This window comes from Halomonas sp. DP4Y7-1, from assembly GCF_019800705.1.
Classification (GTDB): Bacteria; Pseudomonadota; Gammaproteobacteria; order Pseudomonadales; family Halomonadaceae; genus Halomonas; species Halomonas litopenaei_A.
Window position 1 is genome coordinate 510,306 of the sequence record NZ_JAHVKS010000001.1, and the last position, 15,629, is coordinate 525,934.

17 protein-coding genes, 1 tRNA gene and 1 pseudogene are annotated in these 15,629 nt (G+C 57.0%); 14 read left to right on the forward strand and 5 right to left on the reverse strand.

What is annotated here, in order from left to right; translation table 11 throughout:
- The first annotated feature begins 297 nt into the window (after positions 1–297).
- The 14 genes and pseudogenes from KUV72_RS02025 (at position 298) to KUV72_RS02090 (ending at position 7,720) form a co-directional block, all read left to right on the forward strand.
- A tRNA-Ile gene (locus KUV72_RS02025) sits at positions 298–374 on the forward strand.
- 97 nt (positions 375–471) lie between these two features.
- Positions 472–1,533: a site-specific integrase gene (locus KUV72_RS02030; protein WP_222237257.1), complete on the forward strand. Its 1,062-nt coding sequence runs from the start codon at positions 472–474 to the stop codon at positions 1,531–1,533.
- 36 nt (positions 1,534–1,569) lie between these two features.
- Positions 1,570–2,187, forward strand: a complete 618-nt coding sequence (locus KUV72_RS02035) for a hypothetical protein (protein ID WP_222237258.1) — start codon at positions 1,570–1,572, stop codon at positions 2,185–2,187.
- Positions 2,188–2,320: 133 nt separating this feature from the next.
- Positions 2,321–2,494: pseudogene (locus KUV72_RS19790) on the forward strand (tyrosine-type recombinase/integrase); the annotation flags it as partial.
- A 363-nt stretch (positions 2,495–2,857) separates the two neighbouring features.
- Complete coding sequence (locus KUV72_RS02045) at positions 2,858–3,091, forward strand: plasmid-related protein (RefSeq protein ID WP_222237259.1); 234 nt, start codon at positions 2,858–2,860, stop codon at positions 3,089–3,091.
- A 31-nt stretch (positions 3,092–3,122) separates the two neighbouring features.
- The gene (locus tag KUV72_RS02050; RefSeq protein ID WP_222237260.1) at positions 3,123–3,764 is read left to right on the forward strand and encodes a hypothetical protein; all 642 of its coding nucleotides are present in this window, start codon (positions 3,123–3,125) and stop codon (positions 3,762–3,764) included.
- Positions 3,765–3,837: 73 nt separating this feature from the next.
- A complete protein-coding gene (locus KUV72_RS02055) occupies positions 3,838–4,161 on the forward strand; it encodes a hypothetical protein (RefSeq protein WP_222237261.1) in 324 nt (107 codons plus the stop codon).
- 2 nt (positions 4,162–4,163) lie between these two features.
- Complete coding sequence (locus KUV72_RS02060; protein ID WP_222237467.1) at positions 4,164–4,814, forward strand: type IV secretion system protein; 651 nt, start codon at positions 4,164–4,166, stop codon at positions 4,812–4,814.
- A gap of 9 nt (positions 4,815–4,823) precedes the next feature.
- A complete protein-coding gene (locus KUV72_RS02065) occupies positions 4,824–5,117 on the forward strand; it encodes an EexN family lipoprotein (protein ID WP_222237262.1) in 294 nt (97 codons plus the stop codon).
- Positions 5,114–6,109, forward strand: coding sequence for a type IV secretion system protein (locus KUV72_RS02070; RefSeq protein ID WP_222237263.1), 996 nt, complete (start codon positions 5,114–5,116; stop codon positions 6,107–6,109). The genes KUV72_RS02065 and KUV72_RS02070 overlap by 4 nt, the downstream gene beginning before the upstream one ends.
- A 3-nt stretch (positions 6,110–6,112) precedes the next feature.
- Positions 6,113–6,406, forward strand: coding sequence for a hypothetical protein (locus KUV72_RS02075; protein ID WP_222237264.1), 294 nt, complete (start codon positions 6,113–6,115; stop codon positions 6,404–6,406).
- Positions 6,403–6,597, forward strand: coding sequence for a hypothetical protein (locus KUV72_RS02080; protein ID WP_222237265.1), 195 nt, complete (start codon positions 6,403–6,405; stop codon positions 6,595–6,597). The genes KUV72_RS02075 and KUV72_RS02080 overlap by 4 nt, the downstream gene beginning before the upstream one ends.
- A 225-nt stretch (positions 6,598–6,822) precedes the next feature.
- On the forward strand, positions 6,823–7,428 hold the full coding sequence (locus tag KUV72_RS02085; protein ID WP_222237266.1) for a hypothetical protein: 606 nt from the start codon (positions 6,823–6,825) through the stop codon (positions 7,426–7,428).
- A gap of 16 nt (positions 7,429–7,444) precedes the next feature.
- On the forward strand, positions 7,445–7,720 hold the full coding sequence (locus tag KUV72_RS02090; RefSeq protein WP_222237267.1) for a hypothetical protein: 276 nt from the start codon (positions 7,445–7,447) through the stop codon (positions 7,718–7,720).
- 49 nt (positions 7,721–7,769) lie between these two features.
- Here the strand turns inward: KUV72_RS02090 and KUV72_RS02095 are convergent, their stop codons facing one another.
- The 5 genes from KUV72_RS02095 to hsdR all read right to left on the reverse strand — a co-directional run bounded on the left by KUV72_RS02095 (position 7,770) and on the right by hsdR (position 15,629).
- Positions 7,770–8,879: an endonuclease NucS gene (locus tag KUV72_RS02095; protein ID WP_222237268.1), complete on the reverse strand. Its 1,110-nt coding sequence runs from the start codon at positions 8,877–8,879 to the stop codon at positions 7,770–7,772.
- Between the two features lie 136 nt (positions 8,880–9,015).
- Positions 9,016–9,990 (reverse strand): Abi family protein, encoded by a 975-nt coding sequence (locus KUV72_RS02100; protein WP_222237269.1) that lies wholly within the window; start codon positions 9,988–9,990, stop codon positions 9,016–9,018.
- A complete protein-coding gene (locus tag KUV72_RS02105) occupies positions 9,990–11,609 on the reverse strand; it encodes a restriction endonuclease subunit S (protein ID WP_222237270.1) in 1,620 nt (539 codons plus the stop codon). Before KUV72_RS02105 ends, KUV72_RS02100 begins: the two co-directional genes overlap by 1 nt.
- Positions 11,606–13,111, reverse strand: coding sequence for a type I restriction-modification system subunit M (locus KUV72_RS02110; protein WP_222237271.1), 1,506 nt, complete (start codon positions 13,109–13,111; stop codon positions 11,606–11,608). The genes KUV72_RS02105 and KUV72_RS02110 overlap by 4 nt, the downstream gene beginning before the upstream one ends.
- Positions 13,112–13,190: 79 nt before the next feature.
- Complete coding sequence (gene hsdR, locus KUV72_RS02115) at positions 13,191–15,629, reverse strand: EcoAI/FtnUII family type I restriction enzme subunit R (RefSeq protein ID WP_222237272.1); 2,439 nt, start codon at positions 15,627–15,629, stop codon at positions 13,191–13,193.

A 15,629-nucleotide genomic window follows, 5' to 3' on the forward strand; every position in this document is an offset into this window, starting at 1 on the left:
AGAGGGCGTGGGAAGAGAGGGCGTGGGAAGAGAGGGCGTGGGAGGAAAGGACGTGGGAAGAAAGGGCGCGGGGAATCGGTGAAAGGAGAAGGGCGCCGCGGCGGGTACGCCAGCGGTACAGCCAGTCGCCAAATCGGTTCTCGAGGCGCCCGAGGGAAGATGCGACCAGGGCTGTGATGTGAGGAAGGGCGCAGCCAAAACGCCTCGAAGACCGCCATACTGACCAGTGGCAAGCGTCCACCTGAAACCCGCTGGCCTACGGCCGCCGCATTCGCTATCATACGTCCGCGCTGATAAGGGCCTATAGCTCAGTTGGTTAGAGCAGGGGACTCATAATCCCTTGGTCGCTGGTTCGAGTCCAGCTGGGCCCACCAATAAAATCAGGATCTTACGAATTCTCTCTGGTGAGTCCCATAGTCCAAGGGTACAGTTTCGGTACATTACCGATTCTTCAGCCCCCTGGAGATTTTCATGGCCACCATCGTCAAGACCCCCGCCGGTAGTTGGAAAGCCGTCATCCGCAAGACCGGCTGGCCCACCACCGCCAAGACCTTCCGCACCAAGCGAGACGCTCAGGACTGGGCACGCCGCACCGAAGATGAAATGGTGCGTGGCATCTATATCCAGCGCAGTGCCTCGGAACGCATGACGCTCGAAGCCGCGCTAAAACGTTACCTGGCCGACGTTACCCCTACCAAGAAGCCCAGCACCCAGAAAAGCGAGCAGCACAAAGCGCGCACGCTGATTGAGCAACTGGGCAAGTATTCCCTTGCGGCTCTGACGCCGGAGCTGATCGCCAATTTTCGTGACACCCGCCTGAACAGCATTGGCCATCGTGGCCAGCCTATCAGTCCCAATACCGTGCGCTTGGAGCTCGCCCTGCTCGGCCACCTCTACACCGTGGCCATCCAGGAATGGGGCCTCGGTTTGACCTACAACCCCGTTCAGAACATCCGCAAACCCAGCCCTGGAGAAGGGCGCGACCGACGCCTGAGTGCTGATGAGGAAAAGCGCCTGTTCGCCGTGCTACGGCAGCACAGCAATCCCATGCTGGCATGGATCGCCAGAATCGCCCTGGAGACGGGCATGCGCTCCTCAGAGATCCTGACCCTCACTCGCTCACAGGTCGACGTAAAACGCCGCCTGGTGCGCCTCACGGACACCAAGAACAACGAAGCTCGCCTGGTGCCGCTGACTCAGGCTGCCACGGAGGTGTTCAAGCTGGCGTTGAACAACCCCGTGCGGCCGCTCGATTGCGACCTAGTGTTCTTCGGCGAGCCTGGAAAGGATGGCAAGCGCGGCCCCTACGCCTACACCAAGCTCTGGAACCAGGCCAAGAAGCAGGCCAGGCTCGATGACTTTCGCTTTCATGATCTACGCCACGAGGCCGTCAGCCGCCTGGTAGAGGCGGGGCTATCCGACCAAGAGGTCGCCGCGATCAGTGGTCACAAGTCCATGCAGATGCTGAGAAGATATACGCACTTGCGGGCGGAGGACTTGGTTATAAAACTGGATCGTATAAGGGATCATTAGTTACGAGTTTTCTAATTCTTGCATGGAGGGTGAAAAATGCTGGGTGTTTCATTAAATGATGGCTACCTACCTAAGGAGATGTACGTTTTCTTGGGGGCTGTTATCGGTGCGGTTGCCGCATACATAACGACAAAAATAACAGTCAGAAATCAGGTAAGGATTGCTGAGATTGCTGCCCAAAAGGATGTTGCTCTTCAATCAGATAGATTGCTGCATGAGCGTGTTATGGCAGAGGTGGCAATTGAGAGAGAAGAGCTAAGAAAAATGCATGCGATATTGTCAAGAGTTTCGCTAGAGACATCTCTAACTATGAGCTATATACAATCTGATAACAATATGAAACTCCATGAGTTTCGGGAGAGATATGTAGAGAGCTGCCATCGGCTTCATGAGGCTAAAGCCATTTCAGATATTTATTATCCTGAGATGAGTGATTCTGTCTGCAAGATTTATGGGCAAGCTAATGTTTTCTGGGGACACCAAGAGAGCGTTTTGCGAGCTGATATTAAAGATGAAAGAGGCGTATGGGAAGCTAGTTTGTCCAAAGTGATTAAAACGGGAGATGAAATATCAAGCTATTCTCGCGTTCTTCAAGAAAAGATAGCTACTCGTGGAGAAGAGCTGAAGAATGCGGTGGGGGAAAAACTTGATTAACAGTTGGCTGAGGCTAAGGAAAGCGTGAAGTGACCTGGTGTTCTTCGGTGAACCTAGCGGAGACGGTAAGCGCGGCCCCTATGCCTACACCAAGCTCTGGAGCCAGGCGAAGAAGTAGGCCGGACTAGATGACGTCCGCTCCCATAATCTGCGCCATGAGGCTGTCAGTCGGCTGGTAGAGGCTGGACTGTCTGATCAGAAATTAGCGGCGATCAGGGGTCACAAATCAATGCAGATGCTGAGGAGATATACACAACTGCGGGTGGCAGATCTGGTCGCGAAGCTAGACCGAATTCAAAGTCAATAGCCAAACTTCTTGACCATTGTTTGTTGAGCGGATGCCGGTGCTTTGTCACCGGTGGTAAAGGAGTGTTGACTCCCCTGCCAAAAGGAGGATTTCTTTCAGAAATAATAAGAATAATAATACTGTTATTCTTATTATTGCTCCTCTTGAGCTCCGTGTCTTCGCTTCTGTGTAATTTGTTAAATTTTGTTATTTATTTAAGCGGCTGTAATCCCTAGTGTTTTTAGTGCGCCTTTTCTTCAAGATAATACACTTTGATAATCAACATCTAGTGCATTGATTGCTATGCAAGGGGCGCGCGCTTGAGCTTTGGCTTTGCTTGGTTAGCATTGATTACGTCGATGTGTGATTGATGGAGTGCTAGCCATGAAAGTCGAAGAATATCTTATTGATCGGTTCGGCCTGCTGATGAGCATAACAGACCTGGCGGATCTTCTTGGTCGTTCGCCCGATGGTGTGCGAGTTTCTCTTTATTCAGATACTGAGGTCTCTCGAAAGCTGAAGCCGACGATGGTGAAGGTAGGGCGTCGTGTCTATTTTCGGACGCTCCAAGTCAAAGACGCTCTGGATTTGGAGCCTTCTGAATATGGCGCGTGTTAGTCCCTCGGTAGTACAGAAGATCTTGGGTAGGGTGGTTGCTTATCATGCCGCATTCACGCTCCTTCCCGGCGTTTCAGTTCCTGGTGCAGTTTTTCTCAGCCAAGCATTTTACTGGACGCGTAACACCAAGGCGGAGGAAAGAGGCGGGTGGTTTTATAAGAATCAGCGTGGCAGAGATAGCTGGGAGTCAGAAACAGGACTTTCTCCAAAGCAGCAGGCTAATGCTAGGAAATCGCTAGTGGAAATTGGCGTATTGGAAGAGGAAAGGAGAGATGTACCTGCAAAAATGTGGTATCGGGTGAACTGCGAGCGCTTGCTTGAGCTTCTGGCGGAGCAATTCGACGACGACCCTTCTGGAAGTGATTGTAATTCCCAGTTTTTCCCTTTGGTCGATTCTACTATCCCTTCTGGCCAATCTGGTGATCAGGATGGTCAAACCTTGATTCGACCAAAGGGCAAATCTATTACAGAGAATACAACACAGAGTACATCAAGAAATAAAAGCGAGGCGGCCAAGGCCAAGAGTTATCTTGGGTCCGAATCAAAATTAACTCGGGCGGAGATGGCTGAGTTATTGGGCCAGCAAAGAGCAGATCTCATAGCCAGAAATTACGGCAGCGACAAGGTTGGAGCTCCTGCAGTAGAAGAAATGCGCAGAACCCTCCGCACATAAAACTCAAGCGGCGCGGAACGGGGGTGATGGCCCCGACCGCACCTAACCACGACTGCCTGCATAGGAGGCATCCATGGCTAACAAACAGGGTATCACACCCGCCTACACCGACAGTGGCCTGTCGCGGCTGTACCGGTCGCACGCGGTCGAACAGCATGCCATCCAGAGCGAGATTCGAGCTCTGGTGATCATCGCCGGCTACGCAAGCGATTTTCTGACCGAGGAGTTGGAAATCCTTCCCGAGGATTTCTTCACCTGCATCGAGGAGATGAAAGAGGTAATGGAGTCCATCGACCTGAAAAGCCTGGATTTTGAAAAACGGTCGCTCACGCTCCAGAGGACGAGACGGCGTCTGGAGGCCAAAGCGACCCGCCAGGATCGTCAAAAGGAGGTTTGATCATGAGCAACAAAATTTCGTGCGCACGAAAAATGGCCGGTGTCGCCCTCGCGGCCACCATCGGACTATCGCAGCCAGCCATGGCAGGCGGGATTCCCGTTGTCGACGTATCGAGCCTGACCCAGCAGATTTTGCAGGTTCAACACATGCTTAACCAAATCGAGCAACTGAAAAGCCAGCTCGAAACGGCCAACAAGGAGTTGGACAGCATGAGCGGGGTTCGTGGCTTGGGCAACGTCATCGACTCGGCCTATGACACCGCCGTGATCGTCGATCCTAACCAGGTGCTGAGCGACGCCGGCATCAGGGGGGCGAGCGAACACGGCCTGTCCGGTGACGTGGCAGACCTGTATGACAGCGGCAACCAGAACATGGCGACCTGGCTTGGCCAGTCCCAAAAGTCCCTGGAGCAGGCTCAGGAGCGTTTCAGCGAGCTGACCGGCTTGGTGGCCGAGGTCAACAACAGCCCTGACCAGAAAGACATTCTGGACCTACAGGCCCGTATCGGCGCCGAGCAAGTCATGCTGCAAAACGAGATGGCCAAGCTGTCCATGCTCCGTTCGCAGGCCGAGGCTAGCCAAGCCATGCACAACCAGCGCGTACAGCAGATGCGCGTCGCGTCATCAGGGGAACCTTTCGAACTAGATTGGTAAGGAGGCCTTATGAGTACCAGGAAAATTTCGTGCGCACGAAATATTGCCATTGTAGTTCTGGTCAGCGTTGCGCAGTCGGGGTGTTTTGATGAAACCCCGGATACTGGCCCGGTGCAGACCGTGGACTGGTACAAAGCGCATGACGACGAGCGCAAGATGACACTGGAGATGTGTGGCAACAACCCTGGCGAACTGCAGGAGGCGCCGAATTGCATTAATGCACTCCAGGCGGAGCGGGCACTGTCTAGCGGTGAGACCTTCGAGCTGGACCTGTCTAGCCTCAAAAGCGAGGAGGACTCATGAACCTGTTTGAAGGCATGTTCTCCGTCGTTGATCAGGCACTGGACCAGTACATCGTCAACACGGCTACTGACCTCATCGCTTACATCACTCCGATATTCACCAGCATGTTGATCGTCTGGATCGCTATCTGGGGCTATTTGATGATGTTTGGCAAGGTCAGTGAGCCTTTGCAGGAGGGTGTTTTTCGCATCCTTCGCATCGGCTTCATCATGACACTGGGACTGACGGTCGGTACCTATATGGGCGTCGTGGTGGACGTGCTGGCTCACGGGCCGGAAAAGGTAGCAGCAGTCATCACGGGGTCCAATGGAGGTGCCACGGCCATTTTGGACAGCCTGTTCTCCCGCGTTCTCGCCGTAGCTGATCAGGCCTGGGATAAAGCGGGAGTCATGAGTGGTGATTTCGGCATGTATTTAGTGGCAATTCTGATCATGGTGTTTGGCGGTGGTGTTGCCATCGTAGTGGCGTTTCTCCTCCTGGCCAGCAAGGTCGCTACCACAGTGCTGCTGGCGATTGGTCCGCTCTTTATCATCGGCCTGCTTTTTAACGCTACCCAACGCTTTTTCGAGAGCTGGCTGGGCATGGTGATCAATTTCGGCATGTTGCTGGTTTTGGGTTCAGCCATTGGGCGCATGGTCATCGATGTCAGCGAGGCGTTCATGAACATCGTGGAGTCCTCGGCAAGCAGCATGGCCAGTATGACCACAAGTGCCTATCTGATTGCTTTTTTTGCTCTTGGCATCCTCGTGCTTAAGCAGGTGCCGGCCATTGCTTCTGCATTGGGCGGTGGTGTGGCATTGGCAACTCAGGGCGCTCTGGGCTCTGCTATGTCCGCGATGCGTCCCTCAGCCATCCGCCGTCAGTATCGCGGCGTTCAACGTGATGCACGCTTAGCAGGCAGTGCGGCAACCTCTCCTTACCGTGGCGCCAAGTCTGCCTATCGTGCCTACCAGAAGCGTTTCGGTGCTGGCAACACGATGACAGGAGGATAAGTCATGAATACCAATATCAAGTGGTTGGATACCTGGCGCGTCCGCGTGGCGCGGGTAAAGCGTGGGGTGGGGCTGGTCATCTCGGGCCTGTTACTGGTGGTGGGTATCCTGTTGTCTGTGGCGTTGCTCCCTGAACTGCCTGGTTTGGTCAGCGTCGCTCTTACTGGCGATGGCGAGGCTGCTCGTACCCTGTTTGTCTGCGTGGCCGGTATTGCCGTGTGTGTTATCCAGTGGCTATGGCGCGCAACGATATATCCCGAGCTTCGGCTTGATCCATCTCAGAAGGAGACCTCATGAGCTACCGGCGCTTGACACCCGAAGAGATCGAAGACCTGCGAGCTGAGATGCGTGCCTCTGGGCAGTGGATGAAAGCTGAGCTGGCCAAGCGTCGCCGGGAGCATGGAGAGACGGAAGCGGTTGAGACAAGTGCCTCCCCTATTGCTAATGGCGAAGCCTCCCGATCAGCCCCTGGCGACGAGCAGGTTTGAGACAGGTCCATGCGTATTACTAACGGAGTAGCCTAGCGCGTCCCTGCTCCCATTTTCGTGCGTACGAAAAGAATGAATGGCTATAGAGCTAGGGCAGGATTCGCGAGCTGCCAGCAAGTGGTACCACTGCCCTATTCGGAGCACCGAGAGAGGGCACTGCCAGAGTCGAAATTTCGTGCGTACGAAATCCATGAGTGTTTTTAGAGCTAGGGCAGGATTCGCGAAGTGTCAGCCGTTGCCGGCAGCGTGCTGGCATTTGGTACCACACTCGATGGGAAGTACATGATGAAAGAGGACGAGATGACAGAAGCAGCAGTGGTCAAAACCAGGCTGACATCAGCCGAGAAGGAAGCCTGGCAGCGCCTTTGTGAGGCATCTGGCCGTTCGGAGTCAGATGTGCTGCGGGAGATGATCCAACGCGTTTGTGGCGAAAGCATCGCCGAAGAGGGGCGGGATATGATGCGAGGCCCCAAGTCCTGCAAGTTATCGATTCGACTGACTCGCCAGGAGCAGGAGTTGATCGCAGAGCGAGCCGCCTATGAGGGGTTCCCAAATCGCACTCGCTGGGCTTCGGCACTGATTCGGGCCACGCTGCTACGCCAGCCAGTCATGAACGAGGAAGAGCTCTCGGCCCTGATCCAGGCCTCTCTTTCACTGACTGACGTGATTGAAAACTCGGGCGGCAGACGTTTGGGCTTACCTCGTATGCGGATCAAGGGTCAGAGTGAGGGAGAAATCAGCATCAAGGAGCTACAGGACAGAGTCTGGGAGGTTAACGAGCGCGTGATGGCACTGGTCTCCGGTGGACGAAAGCGTTGGAATCTGGTGTGAGCATAGGAGAATTGCAATGCCGCGATATAGTTTCAAGATCGATCCATGCCCTCAAGAAGACGGCTATGGCTGGGTCCTGAGGTACTTTGAGGATGATTGGGAGATCCCAGGATATGAGATCTTTGCTGTACCTCACGATGTTGAATGGATGAAGAGAGTTGAATACGAAAATGCCAAGTTTTCCGGAGAGATATGGGTCGAAGAGATGGTAGAGGGAGGAGTGAATGTAGTAGAAGCTCAGGCTGAGAGCGAGCCAGGCCCTAGTCAACTGAGCTTCAAGCTCGAAAGATAATTGAAAGTGTGTCCAAGCTTCCACATTGCTGCCAACTAGGATTGGCATATCAGTCTATGTCCCATGCCTGCTTCAGGCGCGTCACTGTATGCTCCCATTTTGGTGTCGTGGGTTTGCAGACAGTGTTCTGATTGCCGAACAGGCCGACTTCGCTGAATGCCTGCGAGGCAGGAAATGAGGCGATCCAGCGGACCGGCACGAGATATTCCGCTGCCTCCTCGTCGTCTTCATCGGTCGCCCGGTGGATCTGCGGATACTCGGTGGCCGTAGTGAGATCCTGGAGTCGCTGACATGCCTGATCGGTTTGCACCGTGAAATGGTCGCCTCGGCAACGCTCTCCGGTCACCTCGGCCACGCCTACATAGCCAGTCTTGGGGATGTTGACCCATACCCGGTCCCCCTCAGAGAGCATGGCGAGGGTCTTCGAATACCAGGCCGCACCACCGCCTGCAATGAAGCCGTAGCGTCGTGCCAGCTCCCAAGGGCGGTTATCACCGAAGGAAGCGTAGAACTCGCCGTTCCAGGGCTCCTTGCGCGTCTTGCGGGCGGCCGGCTGAGTTGGCTCGTCAGGGTCGATCATCCAGGCGCGGCTCAGGTAATGGTTGCCCTGGTCCTCGAAGGCGGCGAAGAACATGGCGTTGATCGAGAGCTGGGCATGCTCGTTGAGGTAATTGATGATCCGCTCGCTGCTGGCGTCGAGCTGGGTGGCCACGACCACCAGCTGGTGATTCTCGTTGAGGGTGACACTGTCCAGCGGGATGCCGAACTTGGCCTCGAAAGCGTCCTCGAGGGACGCGTGAGGGCGCTGATAGCGTTTGGCGAAGGCCTGGTAGATCTCGATCAGCTGGTAGTCGGCCAGGGTGACGACCCAGGAGGCATAGTCGATGGCCTGAGCGACCACGTCGCGGGGCGTCTTGTCGCGCTTGAGCTCGATGACGATGACCGTGCCGTTGGCGTCGATCGCCAGCAGGTCGATCAGCTTATCGAAGCCGGTGCGTACCTGCCGGCCAATCAGCAGCCAATCCCGATTGAGGATCGAGACATCCTGCATGATCTGATCTTCCAGCTGCCCCTCGTCGGCGAGCCCTGTGGGCCGCAGCTTCTGCGGCAGCTCGCCCGCATTACCTGCCAGCTTCCAGATTCCTTGCTCGATGGCCATCCAGGTGCCTCCTTGCGTTTGGTAGAGAAAAGCGTTGCCTCGCCCAGGGTGGTGCTCTACCATGGTTGTCAACACGGCCCCCGCCTCTTGGCTCTCACGAGCTTACGCGGGGGTTCTTATTTGTGTTTTCGCCGCCTCACTCGTACCACCAGCGCTCCCAGCCCGGTGGAGCCCCCATGTCCTCCAGCGATAGCCTCCGCCTGGAATGCGGCACCGGGAAACGTTCCAGATGTGCCTGTAGGCGTCGATGCCACCCGGTATTGGGGCAGACCACTAGGGTCATGTGCCGAACGATGCTCAGTAGCAGGAAAGGACGGGCGAGCCGCTGTTCGTCGCGGAACGCATCGCACCATGGTATCTCGCCAGGCTTGGGCAGCCTGGGCTGGTCGATGACGTTGCGGTTCCAGAGCCGGCTGTGGTGGGCGCAGACATTGCGCAGGTAGTTGAGCGAGCGAAGCCAGCTCTGGAAGACCTTCCAGTCCTGAATGCCATACTTCTGCGCGATCCGCACCTGGTCCGGTACCTTCATCATGGCAAAGAGCTGCGAGAGGGTGCCGAAGTCCCAGGTCTCGACGGCGACCCAGATCGGCAGTCGCGGCCCGTGCTTTTGCCGATAGTGCTTGACGAAGTCTTCCTTGGAGCGTCGCTCCATCCCCACGCAGCGCTCCTGCCATTTCTCGAAGCTGTCGCGCGGGTCACGTCCGGATTTGCGGCGGGCGAAGGAGGGGTGGAAGGTAGCGCGATGCAGGTGCGCGAAGGCATCGCTCTCGCCCAATAGGTAGGCGATATCCACTCGCAGCGCGATCTCGATGCGCTCAAGTGCATCGGTCAGGCGCAGCCGAAGCTCCTTGTCGAAGAGGTAAAGTCGCACCGCGTCGACGAACTGGGTGCAGGGAACGAACTGATCCGTTGCTTGGGTGATTGGCCGGTCATGTCGGTCATGACCGACCGTCTCGAAGACCCGAAAGGGATACCAGTAGGCGCTTAGTCGGTAGTAGCCGACGCGCTCCAGATACTCCAGGGCGGCGGCCTCATCGCCGACCTGCATCCCGCGCTCGGTGAGCAGGGCTAACTGCTCTTGAAACGACTTCCAGGGGCGATCGTAGGCCATCAGCTCACCGTCTGGTTTACTACCGCTTCGGCCAGTTGGGCTCGGGTCTCGGCGGTCTCGCCCAAGCGTACTTTGAGGCGGTCGCAGAGGGCCATTAGTTCGTCGACTTTTTCCACAGTAGCTGTCTGAGTCTTTATATCAGGCAATGGAACTGGTATGGATCCCACAGTTTTCTTGCTTATTTTTGGCATAGTTCCAGAGGTGCCAGTCATACGATCCCACATAAAGATTCTTGATTGCGGGGAAGATAAGCAATAAGAGATGAATTTTGGGTTGGCTTCTTTTTTGGTTCTGATTTTCATCATCAAATCTGGATAGATGAACCCTGGTTGATTGCTTTCTATCATAATATTGCAGCCGACATGGCGCGCTGCATTTCCACGCTGTATTAGAATGTCTCCCTTTTTAAGCCATAAGTGAGATGATTCTGGCTCGTCAATATCAATGTCTTTGCTTTCTGAGAGCTTCAAGGTTCCCTTGGTCGTAGCACCCAATTTAAGAACCTTGATGCCAGTATGGAAGCTGCTTTCCTTTGGTGATAGCCCATTTCTCGGGCCAAAGGAAAGTATGTTTTTTAGCGGTCGCTTTTCCACATGGAAATCAATAAGCTTGCCGCTGGCAGCTAGATCTAGAACAACCAGTTTAAGCTTATCGATACTAGCTTCTGTAGTGAAGAGGGTATCGAAATGTTCAGCCACGCGAGCCCAGCTCTCGGCCACCTCGGCGGCATCGGCGGAGCGGGTCAGGGCATCAAGCAGGGTGTCGACCAGTACCTCATGGGCTTTCAGCTGGTCGCCGACCTGCTGCTCCAGGCGGTCGCAGAGGGCCATAAGCTCGTCGACTTTTTCGACGATTTTGCACTGTTCCGCAAATGGAGGGAGAGCAATCAAAGCATTATTGAGAACACTCTTCGTCACATGCTTTAGTCCGACCCCGCCCTGTGCACTCTGGACAAAGTGCGACATCTGGCCATTGACAGCCAGTTTCATAAAGAGTGGTTCGAGATGGTCGCCAAAGAAAACGCACTTGTTAATGTGCTGGTTTAGAGCTGCTGGACCTCTCTCCCAGATAAAAGCCCCAAAAGAAGTTCCGGGCGTTCCTGACCAGCTTATGAGGAAAGCACCGTTGTCGATTCTGTGGTTTTCATTTATCTCACCATTGAAGTAATTGGTGGGGGCATGAGGGTCGTTGAGGTTTTGAATCCTGACAATAGGGAGCCCAGAAGTTGACCATTCAGAGGATTTGAAAGCCTTGCCGTTGTACATTTCCATGGTCTCGCCCAAACGAACCCACGACCATCCTTCGGGAAGAAAGAATGGCTTATCTTTCTCATCAATTGGTTTCAAGCCTTTTGACTTCTTGATCTTCCCTTCCTTAACAAGCCGGGTCTTTTCTTCGGCGATACGGTCCAGTAGCTCGCTAGCGGGCTCGTCGCTAGGGTCCTGCTCCGCCAACTTGCCGCGCACGGCGAGCTCTAGGATCAGCTCGCGCAGCTTCTTGATGCCAGTGAGTTCGATTTTCCCGTTCTTACCCGATGCACTATGCCCCGAGCCGCTCTTGTGCGTCACGGCGCTGGTCCAGAGATCGAGGTGGTCGGTGATCAGCTCCTGAGCGCTCATGCCGACTCCTCCGCTTGCTGGGGCGCTGGCTGATCCTGAGACGTATGACTGAGCGCGTCGCCGAGTACGGTCTTCAACTGGTCACGTAGCTCCTGGATCTCGGCCTGCTGGCGAGCGTATTGCTCGAGAAGCTCGTCGGGGTCGTGGCTGACCTGCTCTTCCTGCCAGGGGTTCTTAATATCCAGGTTGTAGTTGCGCGCCTTGATCTCCTCGATGCCGACCTTCCAGGCCTGCTTGGTTTCTTGGCGGCTGGCGAAGCCGTCGGCCTCGTCGCCCCACCAGTCGACCTCGGTGGCAAACTCCTCGACGCGCATAGGCTTGGTCTTGCTGTAGTTCTTGTAGCCCTCGGGGTAGGGGTGCTCGTAGTACCACACCTGTTCGGTCGGCTGGCCCTTGGTGAAGAACAGGAGGTTGGTCTTGATGCCGGTGTAGGGGTTGAACACGCCGTTGGGCAGGCGAACGATGGTGTGCAGGTTGCACTCGCTGAGCAGTTTTTCCTTGAGGCGCGTCTTCATGCCCTCGCCGAACAGGAAACCGTCCGGCAGCACCACGGCGGCGCGGCCATCCTGCTTCAGCAGGCGAATGAACAGCGCCATGAACAGGTCGGCGGTCTCACGGGTGCGGAATTCCGCCGGGAAATTGTTCTCGATGCCGTCTTCCTCGGTGCCGCCGAACGGCGGGTTGGCGACGATCACATCGACCCGCTCCTTCGGGCCCCAGTCCCGGTAGGGACGGTTCAGGGTGTTGTCGTGGCGAATCTGGCTGGGGACCTCGATGCCATGCAGGATCATGTTGGTGGTAGCCAGCAGGTGCGGCAGCGGTTTCTTCTCCCAGCCGTAGATGCTGTGTTGCAGCGTCTGCTCGTCGGCGGGCGTCTGCACATAATGTTTACGCTTGTGCTCGATAGTGCAGGTGAGAAAGCCGCCGGTGCCGCAGGCCGGGTCCATCACGCTCTCGGCAAGCTTGGGATCGACGCGGTTGACCATGAACTCGGTCACGGCGCGCGGCGTGTAGAACTCACCGGCATTACCGGCGCTCTGCAGGTCCTTGAGGATCTGCTCGTACATGTCGCCGAAGGCGTGACGCTGCTGAGATGCGTTGAAGTCGATGTCTTCCTGAATCCGGTTGATCACCTGGCGCAGCAGATGGCCGGACTTCATGTAGTTGTAGGCATCCTCGAACACGCTGCGGATGACGGCGGCGCGGGCGTCGCCGCCGGCATCCAGCTGTTGCAGTCCGGGAAAGAGGGTGTTGTCGATGAAGCTCTTCAGGCCCTCACCAGTCAGCCCCTCCGGGTCGGCGGCCCAGCTGCTCCAGCGCAATTGCTCGGGGATGGGGCTGACGTAGTCGTCGTAGTCCAGCTCCCATTCCTGCTCGCGGTCATCGTAGATCTTCAGAAACAGCATCCAGACCAGCTGGCCGATGCGCTGGGCGTCGCCGTCGACGCCGACGTCCTTGCGCATGATGTCCTGGATGCTCTTGATGGTGGTGCTGATGCTCATGGGAATCTCGTCTCGATAACCGAAAGCGCGCCGGTGTGGCTGCCGGCGCGCAGAATGCGACGTATTGTACCTAGCTGTGTCAGCCGGCTGTAGCGGCGTCGTCGTAGAGCGTTTCCTCGAGGGCTCTCACGGCCTCGCGATAGCCGGCCTTGCCGCCGAAGGCCTTGGCGAGCTCCACGGGGGTACCGAGCCGGTCCAGCGGTGCCAGTTTCAATACCTTGGTGTCCTCGATGGTGGCCACGCCGTTGTCGGCGTACTTGTCGAGTAGGGCGTCCAGCACGGCGCGGGCCTGGCCTTCATAGCGAGTGAAATAGTCCGACTGGCGGGCCTTGGCCGCGCGCTGGCGACGGGTGAGTGCAGGCTGGCCGTAGACGATGTGCACGATGGCATCGAAGGGGTCCGGTGTATCGCCGAGTGTCTTCTCGACCTCGTTGGTGAGTTCTTCCCAGAACACGCCTTGTTCGGCCAGCTCATCCAACACGGCCTGCTTGCGGTCGCTGGCCTCCCAACGGCGCAGGAAGTCCTTCAGGGTGGCGTAGTGGGCGCGTACCGTCTTGCGAGTGTAGTCGGTCAGCTCTTCGGTGATCAGCTTGCCGTCCGGCCCCAGGTACTGCACGCGCCGGCCGATGACCGCCACGGTGACGTCATCGACGACGTATCGCTTGGGCGGCTCGCCGATGCCGCCGTCTTCGTCATCCACCCAGCCCTCTTCGGGGGGCAAGGCGGGATCGCTCGGTGACTCGTCGTCGGGGGATGCGCCGTCTTCGTCAGCGGGCGCGTTTCCATCGACGCTGTCCTCGGCTTCATCGTCGTCGTCCGGTAGTAGCGGGTCGCCTTCGCCGGGTACGTAGACCTTTTCTGGTTCGCCGTCGAAGGCGGGGTCGGCGAAAAGCTCCGTGGCCTTGCGGAAGTCCAGAATCGTGAACCAGAACTTATTGTGCTCTGCGTCAATCCGCGTGCCGCGTCCGATGATCTGCTTGAACTCGGTCATCGACTGGATGCGCTGGTCGAGCACGATCAGCTTGCAGGTCTTGGCGTCGACGCCGGTGGTCATCAGCTTGCTGGTGACGGCGATGACGGGGTAGGGCTCTTCGGGGTCGATGAAGTGGTCGAGCTCGGCCTTGCCCTCGAGCTCGTCGCCGGTGATGCGCATCACGTACTTGCGGTTCTTGGCCACGTGCTGAGGGTTGAGATTGACCAGCGCCTGGCGCATCCGCTCGGCGTGGTCGATGTTCTCGCAGAAGACGATGGTCTTCTGCATCGGGTCGGTCTGGGTCAGGTAGTCGGTGACGGTTCGAGCGACCAGCTCGGTGCGTTGCGTCAGGATCAGGTGACGGTCGAAGTCTCGCTGGTTGTAGATACGATCCTCGATCACCTCGCCGTGGATGTCGGTCTGGCCGTCGCTGGGGCGCCATCCTTGCAGGTCGCGGTCCAGGTCGACCCGAATCACCTTGTAGGGTGCCAGGTAGCCGTCGTCGATGCCCTGCTTGAGCGAGTAGGTGTAGATGGGCTCGCCGAAGTAGTGGATGTTGGAAACCTCGGTGGTCTCCTTGGGCGTCGCGGTCAGCCCTATATGGGTAGCCCCGCTGAAGTAGTCCAGGATGGCGCGCCAGGCAGAGTCTTCGGCGGCGCTGCCACGGTGGCATTCGTCGATGACAACCAGGTCGAAGAAGTCCGGACTGAACTGCTTGTAGATGTTCTTTTCTTCCTCGCTGCCGGTGACGGCCTGATACAGCGAGAGGTAGATCTCGTGCGACTTCTCGACCTGGCGCTTGGAGATCTTGGTCATGGCCGCGCCGAAGGGCTTGAAGTCGCCACTCTTGGTCTGGTCGACGAGTACGTTACGATCGGCCAGAAACAGGATGCGCTGCTTGCGGCCGGCCTTCCACAGTCGCCAGATCAGCTGGAAAGCGGTGTAGGTCTTGCCGGTGCCGGTGGCCATTACCAGCAGCAGGCGATCCTGCCCTTTGGCGATGGCCTCGACCGTGCGATTGACCGCGACCATCTGGTAGTAGCGGGGCGTGCGGCCGCTGCCGTCGTCGTAGAAAGGCTGCTCGACGACCGGGCGTGTTTCTTCACTTAGGCCTTTCCAGCGGCGGTAGCCGTGCCAGAGCGCATCGGGCCCGGGGAGCTGATCGAGCGCCAGTGTGGTCTCGGCCTGATCGAAGACCAGGCGGTGGGGGTCGCTGAACAGGAAGCCGCTGCCGTTGGAGCTAATGGCGAAGGGGACATCGAGCTTCTCCGCGTAGGCCTGGGCCTGCTGCATGCCATGGCCCAGGCTGTGGCTGGCGTCCTTGGCCTCGATGACGGCGATGGGCTGGTTCTTCTGGAAAGACAGCACGTAATCCGCCCGACGCGGGTGAGCCCGGTGGTGCATGCGGCCGCGTACCGTGATGCGGCCATCGCTAACCGGGTACTCTTCACGTACCTGGGTGTGGATGTTCCAGCCCGCCTGCTCGATGGCGGGGGTGATGAACTTGGTGCAGATGTCCCGTTCGCTGAAAGCTTGCCTTGTCAT

What these genes read in the sequence shown, in the direction of transcription:
- KUV72_RS02030 (WP_222237257.1), top strand. Translation starts at nt 472, where the DNA reads ATGGCCACCATCGTCAAGACCCCCGCCGGTAGTTGGAAAGCCGTCATC.
- KUV72_RS02035 (WP_222237258.1), top strand. Translation starts at nt 1,570, where the DNA reads ATGCTGGGTGTTTCATTAAATGATGGCTACCTACCTAAGGAGATGTAC.
- KUV72_RS02045 (WP_222237259.1), top strand. Translation starts at nt 2,858, where the DNA reads ATGAAAGTCGAAGAATATCTTATTGATCGGTTCGGCCTGCTGATGAGC.
- KUV72_RS02055 (WP_222237261.1), top strand. Translation starts at nt 3,838, where the DNA reads ATGGCTAACAAACAGGGTATCACACCCGCCTACACCGACAGTGGCCTG.
- KUV72_RS02060 (WP_222237467.1), top strand. Translation starts at nt 4,164, where the DNA reads ATGAGCAACAAAATTTCGTGCGCACGAAAAATGGCCGGTGTCGCCCTC.
- KUV72_RS02065 (WP_222237262.1), top strand. Translation starts at nt 4,824, where the DNA reads ATGAGTACCAGGAAAATTTCGTGCGCACGAAATATTGCCATTGTAGTT.
- KUV72_RS02070 (WP_222237263.1), top strand. Translation starts at nt 5,114, where the DNA reads ATGAACCTGTTTGAAGGCATGTTCTCCGTCGTTGATCAGGCACTGGAC.
- KUV72_RS02075 (WP_222237264.1), top strand. Translation starts at nt 6,113, where the DNA reads ATGAATACCAATATCAAGTGGTTGGATACCTGGCGCGTCCGCGTGGCG.
- KUV72_RS02080 (WP_222237265.1), top strand. Translation starts at nt 6,403, where the DNA reads ATGAGCTACCGGCGCTTGACACCCGAAGAGATCGAAGACCTGCGAGCT.
- KUV72_RS02090 (WP_222237267.1), top strand. Translation starts at nt 7,445, where the DNA reads ATGCCGCGATATAGTTTCAAGATCGATCCATGCCCTCAAGAAGACGGC.
- KUV72_RS02095 (WP_222237268.1), bottom strand. Translation starts at nt 8,879, where the DNA reads ATGGCCATCGAGCAAGGAATCTGGAAGCTGGCAGGTAATGCGGGCGAG.
- KUV72_RS02100 (WP_222237269.1), bottom strand. Translation starts at nt 9,990, where the DNA reads ATGGCCTACGATCGCCCCTGGAAGTCGTTTCAAGAGCAGTTAGCCCTG.
- KUV72_RS02105 (WP_222237270.1), bottom strand. Translation starts at nt 11,609, where the DNA reads ATGAGCGCTCAGGAGCTGATCACCGACCACCTCGATCTCTGGACCAGC.
- KUV72_RS02110 (WP_222237271.1), bottom strand. Translation starts at nt 13,111, where the DNA reads ATGAGCATCAGCACCACCATCAAGAGCATCCAGGACATCATGCGCAAG.
- hsdR (WP_222237272.1), bottom strand. Translation starts at nt 15,629, where the DNA reads ATGACAAGGCAAGCTTTCAGCGAACGGGACATCTGCACCAAGTTCATC.